Origin of the sequence: Seongchinamella unica (genome assembly GCF_004354085.1) — a bacterium.
Classification (GTDB): Bacteria; Pseudomonadota; Gammaproteobacteria; order Pseudomonadales; family Halieaceae; genus Halioglobus; species Halioglobus unicus.
This window is the reverse complement of record NZ_SMSE01000002.1, coordinates 647,899-661,208: the sequence shown is the minus strand read 5'-3', so window position 1 is coordinate 661,208 and position 13,310 is coordinate 647,899. Positions and strand designations below refer to the sequence as shown.

Below are 13,310 nucleotides of genomic sequence, written 5' to 3'. Positions count from 1 at the left end.
CCATGGGCCAGGAACTGCAGATCGACAAGGAAGCGTTTCTGGCCCGCCACTGGCAGCGTAAGCCACTGCTCCTGCCCGGGGCCCTGCCGGGTTTCTCCCCACCCATTGATGCCAACGAGTTGGCCGGCCTGGCCATGGAAGAGGGCATTGAATCCCGCATCATCGAGCAGTGCGGGCCCGACTGGATACTACAGCACGGCCCCTTCGCAGAGGCCGACTTCCAGCGTGACGCTCCCTGGACCCTGCTGGTGCAGGCCGTCGACCACTATATTCCTGAGATCGCGCGGCTTCGCCAGCTGGTGGACTTCATTCCCAGCTGGCGGGTTGATGACGTGATGGTCAGCTATGCCAGCGACGGTGGCAGCGTCGGCCCCCATTACGACAACTACGATGTGTTCCTGCTCCAGGGTGAGGGCCAGCGACTGTGGCGGCTTGGCCAGTTCTGTGACGCCGATAGCCCGTTACTCCCCCACGATGAACTGCGAATTCTGCAGAACTTCGAGCAGGAGCAGGAATACCTGCTAAACCCGGGCGACATACTCTATGTGCCTCCCGGCATTGCGCATTGGGGCATCGCCCGGGGTGAGTGCACCACGTTCTCCATCGGCTTTCGCGCTCCGAGGATCAGCGAACTGGTGTCCCGCTTTACTGACCAGTTGCTGGCCAGCCTGGAGCCCGAGCGGTTCTATCACGATGCAGGTCTTGAAACAGTGACCCGAGCCGGCGAGATCCGGCCCCGGGACCTGGAGCGTGTGGCCGCACAGGTCCAGGCGGCTTTGGATGAGGCAAGCGGAAACCACTGGTTCGGCGAACTGGTCACAGAGCCGCGATACGAGCACTTCCCCGATGACGATGACCTGGCCGAAGCCCGGGCGATACTGGCCGACGCGCCGCTTCGCGTTTGCCTCAACCCGGCGGCAAAGCTCGCCTGGCAGCACGAGGAAAACACCCTGGTGGTGTTTGCCAATGGTGACAGTGGAGTATTTTCAGATGCCCTGCTGCCGCTGCAGATCGCGCTGTGTGAGCACGGGCTGCTGGCGGGCGATCAGCTGACCTCAGCCACCGGTAATCCACAGGGCATGCAGTGGCTGCACTACCTGCTGGAATCCGGGTGTATTTATGTGGAGTGACACACAGTATTAGTGGAATTGCCACCGCCACCACGCCACAGCAAGGCATCTATCACCATGCCGTAGTCGCAAGCCTCTCCCCGCCAGCCGGTGACAGCAGTGCCTGAATCGACCCCGGGCGCGATACGGTTCAAGGCCTTCGCGGACGATTCCGCGGAATCGCTGGGAAACTGGGGATAAACGCTGCTTTCAATTTGATCGCCTGAGGGCGTTAAGAACGCCAACCGGGCTTTACGCCTGTTGGTATTCACGCTGATGGAATAGCAACCGTTGTGTAATTGCCGGTGGTGGTAGCGACACAGGGTGACGAGGTTGTCCAGGCTGGTCTCACCGCCATCGGCCCAGTGCTGGATATGGTGGAAATCAACATAACGGGACTCACAGCAGCCCGGAAAACGACAGGTTTTATCGCGCGCTTTTAATGCCCGGCCGATATGCGCAGGTACCGTGCGGCTGCGGCGACCGATATTGAGTACCTCGCCGTTTTCGTCCTCCAGCAGGGTAACCAGGCTGGCATCACAGGCCAGCCGTCGGGCCGTGTCGGGGGTGAGCCAGGACTTATCATCGAGGTGGCAGTGCTCATGGGCGCAATCAGTCCCCTTGCTGTTGTGCCGCAGGGTGTTTATATCCACGTGCAAGATCACCTGGCAGCGTTCGCTGCCTTTTAGTCCCCGGTGCTCTCCATCCCTGGTGTAAGTCGCCAGGAAATGCTCGCTCATTGCTACCAGGGCATCAGCCCGGGTATGGGTGAGTAATTGCTGGAATCGCTATTTCCAGTTCAACCAATGGGCACAGGAGCGCACCGTGCCATCACCACTCCAGCCCCTGCGCCGGTTGAATTCCGCGATCAGTTTTAACAGGCGGTGGTTGGCGGCATTGATCTGGCCGGCCAGCAAGGTGATGCGATCGGCCAGGTCCTGGTCGGATGCGAGTTCGGTGGGGAGTGCAGCGAGGGCGAGATTGGTCATGGTTAGGATCTCTGCTAAATACTGTACGTATGTACAGTATTAGTGTAGTGGCGGACATCCAGCTTCGCAAGCGTTTGGGGCTGTATTTATCGCTGTTTTTGCTTAAACAAAGCCACTTTTCCACGATGCGGTAGAGGGTGAAGATGCTTGATTCGATACATGTGTTGCGCTGACTGGTTGAATTCGCAGCCCCATAGCAGCCACTGAATCTCGGCATGCCGGACCACCGTCCTCGTGGGGAGAATTTTATGACGGGGATGGGGCTGGCTGGGGACAAAAAAAGGCAGCCTGCACCCACCAGGCTGCCTTTATGGGTCCTTCAGGCGATCAGCTGTTGGCCTGGGCGAGGATCTCGTTCAGGGTTTGACTGGGGCGCATGATTCGCTTAATCGCTGCGCGGTCGGCATGGTAATAGCCGTAACCCTCTTCCTCCACCGGCTTGCCCTGGGCTTTTTCCAGTTCGCCAACGATCGCTGCTTCGTTCTCGCCAAGGGCCTGGGCCAGAGGCGCAAACTGGGCCGCCAGTTCGGCGTCTTCGCTTTGCTCGGCCAGCGCCTGCGCCCAGTACAGGCCCAGATAGAAATGGCTGCCGCGGTTGTCCAGTTCGCCCACCTTGCGCGAGGGTGACTTGTTGTTTTCCAGCAATTTCCCGGTGGCTTCATCCAGGGTTTTAGCCAGCAGGGCCGCCCGGGCATTGTTCTGCTTGATACCCATATCCTCCAGCGACACCGCCAGGGCGAGGAATTCACCCAGGGAATCCCAGCGCAGGTGGTTCTCTTCCTGCAGCTGCTGCACGTGTTTGGGCGCGGAACCGCCGGCACCGGTTTCGTACATACCACCGCCCTTGAGCATGGGCACGATGGACAGCATCTTGGCCGAGGTGCCCAGCTCCATGATGGGGAACAGGTCGGTGAGATAGTCGCGCAGGACGTTACCGGTAGCGGAAATCGTATCGCGACCGCGAATCATGCGTTCCATGCTGCGACGAATGGCTTCCACGTAGGTCATGATACGAATATCCAGACCCTCGGTATCGTGGTCCTTGAGGTATTCATTGACCTTCTTGATCAGTTCGATGTCGTGGGCACGGTTGCGATCAAGCCAGAAGATTACGGGTGTGTCTGACTGGCGTGAACGGGTAACCGCCAGCTTGACCCAGTCGCGGATCGCCTCGTCCTTGGTCTGGCAGGCGCGCCAGATATCGCCGGGCTCAACCTCGTGCTGCATCAGCACTTCACCGTCGGCGCTAACCACACGCATGATGCCGGACTCGTCGATCTCGAAGGTCTTGTCGTGGGAGCCGTACTCCTCCGCCTTCTTCGCCATCAGGCCAACGTTGGGAACACTTCCGCAAACGGTAGGATCGAAGGCACCGTTGGTTTTACAGAAATTGATCATCTCCTGGTAAATGGTTGAGTAGGTGCTTTCCGGCATCACTGCCTTGCAGTCCTTGGCCTTGCCGTCCGGGCCCCACATTTGTCCGCCATTGCGGATCATGGCGGGCATGGAGGCATCGACAATCACGTCGCTGGGCACGTGCAGGTTGGTGATACCTTTAACAGAGTCCACCATTGCCAGCTCCGGACGACCTTCGTAGCAGGCGTGAATGTCTTCCATGATTTCCTCGCGCTTGGAGCGCGGCAGGGATTCAATCTTCTCGTAGACACTGCTCAGGCCGTTATTGGGATTAACACCCAACTCCTCAAACAGGTCGTGGTACTTCTCGAACAGGTCCTTGTAGAACACGGTAACCGCGTGGCCGAACACGATGGGGTGAGACACCTTCATCATGGTCGCCTTCACGTGCAGAGACCACATCACGCCGGAGTCCTTGGCGTCGTTCATGGTTTCTTCGAGAAACTCACGCAGGGCACGGGCACTCATACGCATGCTGTCCAGTACTTCGCCCTGCTCCAGCGACAACTCCTTTTTGACCGTGACGGAGCCGTCTGCCGCGACAAACTCAATGCGCACATCACCGGCGTCCTGCATGGTGATGGACTGTTCGGCGGAGTAAAAATCGCCGTCACGCATGTAGTCGGCGTGACTGCGAGACGCCTTGGACCAGCGCCCCATGGAATGGGGAAACTTGCGTACGAATTCCTTTACCGCCTTGGGTGCCCGACGGTCGGAATTACCCTCTCGCAGGACCGGGTTGACGGCGCTGCCCAGGACCTTGGCGTAACGGCTCTGTACATCCTTGTCTTCCTCGGTTTGCGGATTTTCGGGATAGTCTGGGATGTCGTAGCCCTGTCCCTGCAGTTCGGCAATACAGTCTTTGAGCTGGGGAATGGAGGCGCTGATATTGGGCAGTTTGATGATGTTGGCATCGGGGTCCTGGGTGAGTTCACCGAGAAATGCGAGGCCGTCAACAACCTGCTGCTCTGCTGTCAGCCGCTCCGGGAATCCCGAAAGAATCCTGCCCGCCAGCGAGATATCAGTGATCTTGACGTCAATGCCGGCGGCTGAAGTGAATGTGCGGACGATGGGCAACAGGGAGCAGGTTGCCAGTGAGGGTGCTTCGTCGGTCAGGGTGTAGTAAATCGTGCTGCTGTGACTGGTCATGGTTTCCTCTGGGATGGATACGGGAAAATCGGGGAACCGGTAGGCTCTTAATCTTTTTTTGCAGCGCGCACTATACAGCAAAGCCCCCTCCTTCGATACCCCTGGATACCGCTAAACAACTGATAAACAATGACTTTCCGCGCATCTGCGCGGATTTTTTGGCTCCCTGGTCTGGCCATCTCACGCCGCCGGACTACACTGGGTAGTCAGCCATTGAAAAAGTTTGCAGGGCACTGATGAGCGATGAAGAATTTATCCAGGGGGTGGCTTATCCGCACCCCTTCGACGATCTGGCGGTAACGCTGGCCCGCAGCGCCTCGCGCTATATCTGCATACTGAGCCCGCGCCTGGACAGGGCCGCATTCGACCGTGAGGAACTGTCAGCGGCACTGTCGACCCTCGCCCGCAGCAGTCGCCAGACTGAGGTTCGAATCCTGGTGGCCGATACCCGGGGGCTGGTCGGTCGCGGCCATAAACTGCTGGAACTGGCCAGGCGCATGCCCAGCCTGGTGCAGATCAGGTGCCTCAAGGAACACCCGGACTGGAACGACCAGACCATCGTCATTCGTGACCGGGACGGCGTGCTCTTCAAGCCCGGTGGCTCTGATCACGACGGCTTTTACGAGCCCCAATCCCGGGCATCCACCCAGCAGCACCTGGAGTTATTTGACCAGTTGTGGCGCTACAGCGTGCAGGACCCCGAATTGCGCTCGCTCAGCGTGTAGCGCCTGCCCGTTCGTGGGCAAGCAGGGCAAACAGCTGGGAATCAATCGGCGTAGTTCCCTCCATCATCCACTCTCGTAGACAGCCCTCACTGACAAAGCCCAGCCGCCTGAGCAGGCCACTGGATGCCGCATTACGCGAGTCCACCCTGGCTTCTATACGGCGAACTGCCAGTGCCTCGAAGCAGTGGTCCAGGAAACACGCCAGCGCCTCTTGCGCGTAACCCTGCCTCCAGTGGTCTTTACCCAGAGCATAGCCGAGCTCGATTCGCCCGTGAGCTTCCTCATAGGCAAGAAAGTCCGCAGCAGGCGCTCAGTGACCAGTGGCCGTTGGGGAAATCGCAGCATGAATTCAGTCGGCGGCTATGATGTAGGCCAACAGCTCCACCACCTGGTCTGCCGACCGGGCCCAGGCCATGGCGGCGGCGTCGACCTCTTTCAGCGGGTGAATAATGCTCTCATCATGCAGGGTGATGTAGGGTTTACCCAGGGCCGCGCACATGCCGGCATCAAAAGCCGCATTCCACTGTTTGTACTTGTCGCCGAAACGCACCACAGCCAGGTCGCAGTTCTCGATCGCGTTGCCGGTACGGATCGCATTGACCCTGGCGGACTTGTGGTCGCGCCAGAAGCTGTCGTTCTCTTCGCCCAGTACGTCTCCCGCTGCATCGCTGGCCTCATGGTTGGTGACCGCTGAGGTAAAGCGCACTGGCAGTTCCCGCGCTGCGCAACCGGCCTTGATTTGCTCTCGCCAGTCGGTGTGGATTTCACCGGAAAGATAAATGGTCCAGGTCATCTGCTTACTCCTGTGCAAAAGCGCCGGATTATAGCGCAGGTCAGCGGTCGAACTCCCTGGCCAACATTACCCCTACCTCGACACCCTCGTAGGCAATCTCCCAGATTTTCAGCGCCCTGCAGGATTCCTCTGTCTGCCGCAGCAGGCGCCCGTCGTCGAGGGCGAACCGGTAATGATGCAGGGGGCACTCGATCGCGTTGTCAGATATGTTGCCAGCATCCAGCGGATGGGCGCGATGGGGGCAGCTGGCCTCAATCAGGTAGAGCTGGCCTTGACGCTGGATCAACAACAACTGCAAGTGATCAATCTTGAACTGACGACTGTAGCCGTCGTGGAGATTGATCAGCTTTTCCAGTGGATAGAAGCGCATGGCCTGGCCCGATAGTCTGTCAGGCTCTCGAGACTAGCGCGTTTGGACTGCGCTGGCCACACTGTCCTGCGCCGAACTAGAGCAGCTCAATAATTTGCCGCGCGGCCGCGAAGGCGGTGAGCTGTTGCCGCTCCACACCCTCTTCCAGCTCCGGCATCAGCCGCTTCACCTCGGGGTTCTGGCTCAACTTGAGTAACAGCATTTCATTAACCAACTGGCGCATCCAGTCACGGTTCTGCTGGGCCCGTTTTGCGTCGAAGGCTTGCTCTTTCCTGGCCATACTCCAGTAGTCAACGATCATGCCCCATACCGCATCGATATTGATCTGCTTCAGCGCCGAACAGGTCATTACCCGCGGCGTCCAGAAGCTGGTATGCCGCAGCAGATTCATGGCGCTGGTGTACTGCTGGCGGGTGAGATTGGCCAGTTTCTCGCTGTCGCCATCGGCCTTGTTGATCACCAGTGCGTCGGCCAGTTCCATGATGCCTTTCTTGATGCCCTGCAGTTCATCGCCCCCCCCGGGGAGCATCAGCACCATAAAGAAATCCACCATGCCGGCGACCTGGTACTCGCTCTGTCCCACGCCCACGGTTTCCACCAGGATGACGTCATAACCCGCGGCCTCGCAAAGCAGCATGGTTTCCCGGGTTTTCTGGGCGACGCCGCCCAGTGTGCCCTCGGAAGGCGATGGACGGATGTACGCCTCCTCCCGCCGCGACAGCTCTTCCATGCGGGTCTTGTCGCCGAGGATCGAGCCGCCGGCGATCGGTGAGCTGGGATCAACCGCCAGTACGGCCACCCGCTTGCCCTGCTCGATCAGGTAAAGCCCGAAGGCTTCAATGAACGTCGACTTGCCAACACCGGGTACGCCGGTGATGCCGATGCGGATGCTGTTGCCACTGTGGGGCAGCACCTGCTCGAGAATGTCCTGGGCCTGCTCGCGGTGGCTGTCCAGACGGGATTCCACCAGGGTGATGGCCTTGGCCAGGGCGCGGCGGTTGCCGGTCAGGAGTTTATCTAGATCGAAACCACTCATTGATAAAGAGTATACCTCTCGCAGATATTGTTGTTAGCGCACTTCGGTTCATTGCACGGCGCTACTATGGTATTAGCTAACAGACGATGAGCGACCCGAAAGGAAGAAAGCATTGATGAATGCTCCAGCGATTTGGGTCCCGATATTGCCTTGCAGCGGCGGCGGGCGACAGGGAAGTACGCTTTTTGACGGTCGCCGCAAGACAATATCAGGCGTCGAAGCGCGAGCGCAAAAAAAAACTTATCGCTTTAGGCCTGCGCCTGCTTAACCGCATCCAGCACCTCGCGGGCACAAACCGGAATCGGCGTCCCGGGGCCAAAGATGCATTTGACGCCCGCCTGGTACAGGTCATCATAATCCTGCCTGGGAATGACCCCGCCGGCGATGACCACGATATCGTCGGCACCCTGCTTGCGCAGTTCATCAACCAGTTCCGGTACCAGCGTTTTGTGTCCTGCGGCGAGTGACGAAGCGCCCACCACGTGTACGTCATTCTCGATCGCCTGCCGCGCCACTTCTTCGGGGGTGGAGAACATCGGCGACAGGTCAATATCGAAGCCGACATCGGCAAAGGCTGTGGCGATGACCTTGGCACCGCGATCGTGACCGTCCTGGCCCATTTTGCACACCAGCATACGCGGGCGGCGACCGTGGCTGTCGACAAATTCGTCAATGTCCTTGCTGATACCCTGCCAGTTTTCGTCTTCCTGGAAAGCGCTACCGTAAACTCCGGACACGGTCTGGGCCTGGGCGTTGAAACGACCGAATTCGCGTTCCATGGCGAAGGAGATTTCCCCGACAGTGGCGCGGCGGCGGGTGGCTTCTACCGCCAGTTCCAGCAGGTTGCCTTCGCCGCTGACTGCACACTGGTAGATGTCTTCCAGTATCGCCTCGACGGCGGCCTCGTCGCGGGAGCTGCGTATCCGGGCCAGTCTCGCCAGCTGTGATTCACGCACGGCCTGGTTGTCAATTTGCAGTACGTCGATGTCTTCCTCTTCGTCGAGGATGTACTTGTTGACGCCGACGATAACGTCGTCGCCCTTATCGATCCGGGCCTGCTTGCGAGCAGCAGCTTCTTCGATACGCAGTTTCGGCATCCCGGTCTCGATGGCTTTGGCCATGCCGCCGGCTTCCTCGATTTCTTGGATCAGCTCCCAGGCCTTGTCGGCAATATCCTGGGTCAGGCTCTCCATCATGTAGGAGCCGCCCCAGGGGTCGACCACGTTGGTAATGCCGGTTTCCTCCTGGATGATCAGCTGGGTATTGCGGGCGATCCTGGCGGAGAATTCGGTGGGCAGCCCAATGGCTTCATCGAACGCATTGGTATGCAGCGACTGAGTGCCGCCGAATACCGCTGCCATGGCTTCAATGGTCGTGCGCACCACGTTGTTGTAGGGGTCCTGCTCGGTGAGCGACCAGCCGGAGGTCTGGCTGTGGGTGCGCAGCATGGAACTCTTTGGGTTTTCGGGGTTGAACTCACCCACGATCCGCGCCCACAACAGGCGGGCAGCGCGCATCTTGGCAATCTCCATGTAGAAGTTCATGCCGATGCCCCAGAAGAAGGACAGGCGCGGCGCGAATTCGTCAATACCAAGGCCGGCGTTGAGTGCCGTGCGGATATACTCCTTGCCGTCGGCCAGGGTGTAGGCCAGTTCCAGTGCCGCGTTGGCGCCGGCTTCCTGGATGTGATATCCGGAAATGGAAATGGTATTGAAACGCGGCATGTTCCGCGAACAGTAGGCGATGATATCGCCGATAATTTTCATGCTGGGCGCGGGCGGGTAAATGTAGGTATTGCGGACCATGAACTCCTTGAGAATATCGTTCTGGATGGTGCCGGCCAGCTGTTCCTGGCTGACCCCCTGCTCTTCCGCAGCGACGATATAGCCAGCCAGTACGGGCAGTACCGCGCCGTTCATGGTCATTGACACCGACACCTGGTCCAGCGGAATGCCGTCGAACAGGATTTTCATGTCTTCGACCGAGTCGATCGCCACCCCGGCCTTACCCACATCGCCGGACACGCGCGGATGATCGGAGTCATAGCCGCGGTGAGTGGCCAGGTCAAAGGCAACAGAGACGCCCTGCCCTCCCGCTGCCAGCGCCTTGCGATAAAAGGCATTGGATTCCTCGGCCGTTGAGAAGCCCGCGTACTGACGGATGGTCCAGGGACGACCGGCGTACATGGTTGCCTGGGGTCCGCGAATGTACGGCGACATGCCCGGCATGGTATCTGCGTATTCCAGCCCGGCGGTGTCAGCGGCGGTGTACAGCGCCTTGACGGCGATGTCTTCCGGGGTCTCCCAGGTCAGGGAATCCAGCGGCTTGCCGCGCAGTTGCTTGCTGGCAAGCTCAGCCCAGGCTTCAGGCGTTGCGGTGTCTTTGTCGTAGATTTTCTTGTCGCTCATTTGTCTTTCCTCTGGCGATCTGTCATCCCGGCCGGCGCCGATATAACAAAGCCGAATCTAATGCTCATCCGCCGGCTGATTGATTTCAATCAACACCCCGTCACAGCTCCTGGGGTGGATAAAGATGACTTTCGAACCGTGGGCACCCGGAGTTGGTGCATCCGCGAGGAACTGGTAGCCCTTGGCTTTCAGGCGTTCGACATCCTCCTCGATGTTATCGGAACGAAAGCACAGATGGTGCAGTCCGCCACCTTTCTTCTCGAGGTACCCGGCGATGGGGCCTTCACCGTTCAGCGGGTGCACCAACTCAATGCTGGTAGGCGGGAGCGGAAAGAAAGCCGTTGACGTCCTGGCCGGTACCACATCTTCGGTGCCGTCAAAGGTCAAACCGAAGTCTTCCATGAAACGCTTTATCGCTTTTTCAAAATCAGGCACCGCAATGGCGATGTGATCCAGTGCTGTAATCATATTAGTCGCTCCTTATACCAGCGCTGCAAGAAACTGGTCGGTCGCCTGGCGACGCCGGGCGGCCACTTCCTCGGGGGATTCCACCACGATTTTCTCGTCCGGAGTAATCCTGAAGATGGGCTGCCCCTTACTGATGATGACGCCGTCCGTGTCGACCAGCACTTCCTCGATGGTACCGGAAAATGGCGCGTACACTTTATTGAACATCTTCATCACCTCGACGATATACAGCGGGTCGCCGGCATTGAAGTGATCGCCCTTGCTGACGTAGGCATCGTGTTCCGGGGTCTCGCGACCATAGAACATGCCACCACTCTCGGCCAGTATTTCGTCCGACTTGGCGACCGGAGGCGGTACCAGCACCTTGGCCATGGCTTCCTGCAGTGGTTCGTCCAGCAGACGCTCCGGGATATGAATCGTAAGGTCGCTGTTTACCGTTAGGTCAAAGAAGCCTGTGGCTTCAGCGATGCTGGGCAAAACGGCCAGGACATCCATACCGGCCTGAAAACCGCGGTGGGCGCCACGGATACTGGCCCAGAGGGTGTCTTCCATACCGGCGGGCGCCGCCGCCTCGTCGAGCATCGACTGCAGCTCGATCCAGTCGCCGGCTTGCAGGCGATTGTTGAGTTCATTGTAGAAGTCCAGCGCCTGTTGCAGTATTTCGTGATCGTGATCCCAGATCATGCTCGCTGCCGGCGCGCCGGGCACGAAATCCATATTCAGGAAGTGATAAGTGTCAGCCAGCAGCTCGAGCGGGTTTTCGTTCCAGCTGACCTTGCCATCGATCACGGTATAGCTGTCGCGGTTAACGCTCAACCAGCCGGCGAGAATATGAGGCTCCCTGAACAGGGTTTCCAGTGGCCGCAACAGCAGCGTCTGCTTTCGCTCCAGGGCATGCTTCAGAGCCCCCATCGGCTCCGCTTGCTGCTCCGCAGCCAGCGTTACCTGGCAAATCTGCTGCCAGGCGTAGGCCAGGTCCAGGTCATTGGCTTTTTGCTTCAGCTCCCCGACCGCTGTCAGGTAAGGCACGATAAAGCGCGTGGTTGGCCGGGCATTGATGTTCTGGCCGATAAACCAGTTGACCAGGCCGTAGTGGAACTCCAGATTGGTCGCCAGGTCCTTGCCACGCATGGTGGTCTGGCGAATCACCTCGGCCATCCGCTCGTAGGTATCGAGTCGGCTGTCGCCCACGGTCAACAGCAGGGCGATGTTGGAGTCGTAGGCGCCCGCCAGGGTGTACTTCATGAACACATCCGTATCAGGGTTGTGCATGCTGATGCCCTGGTCGTCACGGATTTCTCCGTCCACTGCGTCTGACCAGTATTCAATCACCCCGCCGGCGCTGGGTTGTAGCGCCTGGTTGGTAGCATTGAGTCGAGCTTCCACCGAGTCGTTATGGCGCAGGATACGTCGCGGCCTGGGCAGTTTTTCCCCGTGTGCTGCCAGCAATACCATCAACTCCACCAGTGATTCCACGACGAAGGATTCCTCGGGGGCATCCGGATTGGTGAATTCAAGCGCGTAGCAAAGCTCGGTCACCCGGTGTTCGACCTGGATGCGGGTATTCATCTCCATGAAAAAGTGCTTGTCACGATCGACAATACACTCGAACGTGGACACGGAATCCAGGCCCACGGCCTCGCCGAAACGCGCCGCCTCGTCCTCCATTTCCTGGAGCGTCTGGAGGTCCTGCCTGAGTACGTCTGCTTCCTCCGCCTGCCCCGCCGCTTCCGCCTGTTCAATGGCGGCCTGCAAAGATTCAACCGTCACCGACACTTCCAGCAGTTTCTGCTCATGCATCTGCAGGGAACAGTCACGACCGCCCATGGACATACTCCAGACGCCGTTGCCGATGGCCTGGATTTCCTGATGGCGTGTGGTCTCGATATTGAGTTCCACCAGCACGTTCTTGTTGTCGCCGACCCCGGTGGTTTTCACCTCATTGAGAATTTCCCGGACCATTTCCGGCGTCCGGTGGGCCTCGCCAATACCGAGGATGCGCTGGCCTTTACCGCCGCCACCGGAAATGGCCTTGAGCCTGACGCGGTTCTTGGGGTAATCCTCGGCCATTTTCTGCACTGCCCCGGTCAGGGTTTCGCACAACTCGTCTACGGTGTAGAGGTCGATACCCTTGTCATAGGACGCGGCAAGCACCAGGTCGGCCTTGTCGGCCAGTTCAATGCTGTCATCGTCCAGTGCTGCGGTCTCCACAGCGAGCCCCCGCTCTGCCACCAGCGCCTTCAGTGCAGCAACATCAGGATGCTTTTTGAGCAGGGTGAGAGCCGTGCCATTGTCAATACCGGGGGTGACCGACACGCCGGCCTTGAGTGCCGTTCGTTTGGCTTCATCCTTGAGGCCCGCATCATGCACTGTGCGCGAGCAGGGTCCGATGAAATTGAGCCCGGCCTTCTCCATGGCCGCGACCATGGTCTCGTCTTCGGCCATGAATCCGTAGCCGGCAAAAATCGAGTTGTAGCCGTTGTCCTTGGCGATACCGATGATCTGGGCGATACGCTGGTCGCGCTCCTCCTTGTTGGCTCCGGTGTAGTCAGGGACCCGGTGCACCCGGTCTGGCTCGTTAAGGGTGCGCAGTTCGGGAGCAAGGGCATCCTGGTAAACAATGGAGTCTTTTTCCGACAACAGGATTCCGTACCCGGTTATTCCCATTTCCTCAAAGACATCCATGGCCTCCTTGCGGATGGGGCCGCGGCAGATAATGAGTGGCCGCATGTGGGTGCAGTCGAACTGGTTTACCCAGGCTATGTGGCGCCGCCCCAGGCGCCGGTCGCGGTGAATCAGGGGGTTTTTCAGGTAGTATTCGTTGGACACGTGATAATCCTCAGTTCT

Annotated in this window: 11 protein-coding genes and 1 pseudogene; 2 read left to right on the top strand and 10 right to left on the bottom strand. The window is 59.0% G+C overall.

Features of this window, described 5'->3' with window-relative positions; translation table 11 throughout:
• Positions 1-2: 2 nt before the first annotated feature.
• Positions 3-1,130 carry a cupin domain-containing protein gene (locus tag E2F43_RS10115; RefSeq protein ID WP_133212228.1) on the top strand — a complete coding sequence of 376 codons (1,128 nt, stop codon included), beginning with the start codon at positions 3-5 and terminating at the stop codon, positions 1,128-1,130.
• Here E2F43_RS10115 and E2F43_RS19530 read toward each other — a convergent pair.
• The 3 genes from E2F43_RS19530 to E2F43_RS10100 all read right to left on the bottom strand — a co-directional run bounded on the left by E2F43_RS19530 (position 1,118) and on the right by E2F43_RS10100 (position 4,663).
• A complete protein-coding gene (locus E2F43_RS19530; protein WP_420820774.1) occupies positions 1,118-1,858 on the bottom strand; it encodes an HNH endonuclease signature motif containing protein in 741 nt (246 codons plus the stop codon). The genes E2F43_RS10115 and E2F43_RS19530 overlap by 13 nt on opposite strands.
• A 39-nt stretch (positions 1,859-1,897) precedes the next feature.
• Positions 1,898-2,098 (bottom strand): hypothetical protein, encoded by a 201-nt coding sequence (locus E2F43_RS10105; RefSeq protein ID WP_133212224.1) that lies wholly within the window; start codon positions 2,096-2,098, stop codon positions 1,898-1,900.
• A 327-nt stretch (positions 2,099-2,425) separates the two neighbouring features.
• Entirely contained in the window at positions 2,426-4,663 is a 2,238-nt protein-coding gene (locus tag E2F43_RS10100; RefSeq protein WP_133212222.1) for an NADP-dependent isocitrate dehydrogenase, read from the bottom strand.
• Positions 4,664-4,899: 236 nt separating this feature from the next.
• On the opposite strand from E2F43_RS10100, the gene E2F43_RS10095 reads away from it, so the two are divergent.
• The gene (locus E2F43_RS10095; RefSeq protein ID WP_133212220.1) at positions 4,900-5,388 is read left to right on the top strand and encodes a DUF7931 domain-containing protein; all 489 of its coding nucleotides are present in this window, start codon (positions 4,900-4,902) and stop codon (positions 5,386-5,388) included.
• Here E2F43_RS10095 and E2F43_RS19525 read toward each other — a convergent pair.
• The 7 genes and pseudogenes from E2F43_RS19525 to E2F43_RS10060 form a co-directional block, all read right to left on the bottom strand.
• Positions 5,378-5,662 (bottom strand): annotated as a pseudogene (locus tag E2F43_RS19525) (GNAT family N-acetyltransferase); the annotation flags it as partial. The gene E2F43_RS10095 and the pseudogene E2F43_RS19525 overlap by 11 nt on opposite strands.
• Positions 5,663-5,737: 75 nt before the next feature.
• Complete coding sequence (locus tag E2F43_RS10085; protein ID WP_133212218.1) at positions 5,738-6,181, bottom strand: YtoQ family protein; 444 nt, start codon at positions 6,179-6,181, stop codon at positions 5,738-5,740.
• Positions 6,182-6,221: 40 nt separating this feature from the next.
• The gene (locus tag E2F43_RS10080) at positions 6,222-6,551 is read right to left on the bottom strand and encodes a Rieske (2Fe-2S) protein (RefSeq protein ID WP_133212216.1); all 330 of its coding nucleotides are present in this window, start codon (positions 6,549-6,551) and stop codon (positions 6,222-6,224) included.
• Positions 6,552-6,627: 76 nt separating this feature from the next.
• Positions 6,628-7,587 carry a methylmalonyl Co-A mutase-associated GTPase MeaB gene (gene meaB, locus E2F43_RS10075; protein WP_133212214.1) on the bottom strand — a complete coding sequence of 320 codons (960 nt, stop codon included), beginning with the start codon at positions 7,585-7,587 and terminating at the stop codon, positions 6,628-6,630.
• A 248-nt stretch (positions 7,588-7,835) separates the two neighbouring features.
• A complete protein-coding gene (scpA, locus tag E2F43_RS10070) occupies positions 7,836-9,995 on the bottom strand; it encodes a methylmalonyl-CoA mutase (RefSeq protein ID WP_133212212.1) in 2,160 nt (719 codons plus the stop codon).
• A 57-nt stretch (positions 9,996-10,052) separates the two neighbouring features.
• A complete protein-coding gene (mce, locus tag E2F43_RS10065; RefSeq protein ID WP_133212210.1) occupies positions 10,053-10,463 on the bottom strand; it encodes a methylmalonyl-CoA epimerase in 411 nt (136 codons plus the stop codon).
• 12 nt (positions 10,464-10,475) lie between these two features.
• Entirely contained in the window at positions 10,476-13,292 is a 2,817-nt protein-coding gene (locus tag E2F43_RS10060; protein ID WP_133212208.1) for an ATP-binding protein, read from the bottom strand.
• Positions 13,293-13,310 lie beyond the last annotated feature (18 nt).

Bases quoted from the DNA above. Each gene is read 5' to 3' on its own strand.
- E2F43_RS10115 (WP_133212228.1), top strand. From the start codon at position 3: ATGGGCCAGGAACTGCAGATCGACAAGGAAGCGTTTCTGGCCCGCCAC.
- E2F43_RS10105 (WP_133212224.1), bottom strand. From the start codon at position 2,098: ATGACCAATCTCGCCCTCGCTGCACTCCCCACCGAACTCGCATCCGAC.
- E2F43_RS10100 (WP_133212222.1), bottom strand. From the start codon at position 4,663: ATGACCAGTCACAGCAGCACGATTTACTACACCCTGACCGACGAAGCA.
- E2F43_RS10095 (WP_133212220.1), top strand. From the start codon at position 4,900: ATGAGCGATGAAGAATTTATCCAGGGGGTGGCTTATCCGCACCCCTTC.
- E2F43_RS10085 (WP_133212218.1), bottom strand. From the start codon at position 6,181: ATGACCTGGACCATTTATCTTTCCGGTGAAATCCACACCGACTGGCGA.
- E2F43_RS10080 (WP_133212216.1), bottom strand. From the start codon at position 6,551: ATGCGCTTCTATCCACTGGAAAAGCTGATCAATCTCCACGACGGCTAC.
- meaB (WP_133212214.1), bottom strand. From the start codon at position 7,587: ATGAGTGGTTTCGATCTAGATAAACTCCTGACCGGCAACCGCCGCGCC.
- scpA (WP_133212212.1), bottom strand. From the start codon at position 9,995: ATGAGCGACAAGAAAATCTACGACAAAGACACCGCAACGCCTGAAGCC.
- mce (WP_133212210.1), bottom strand. From the start codon at position 10,463: ATGATTACAGCACTGGATCACATCGCCATTGCGGTGCCTGATTTTGAA.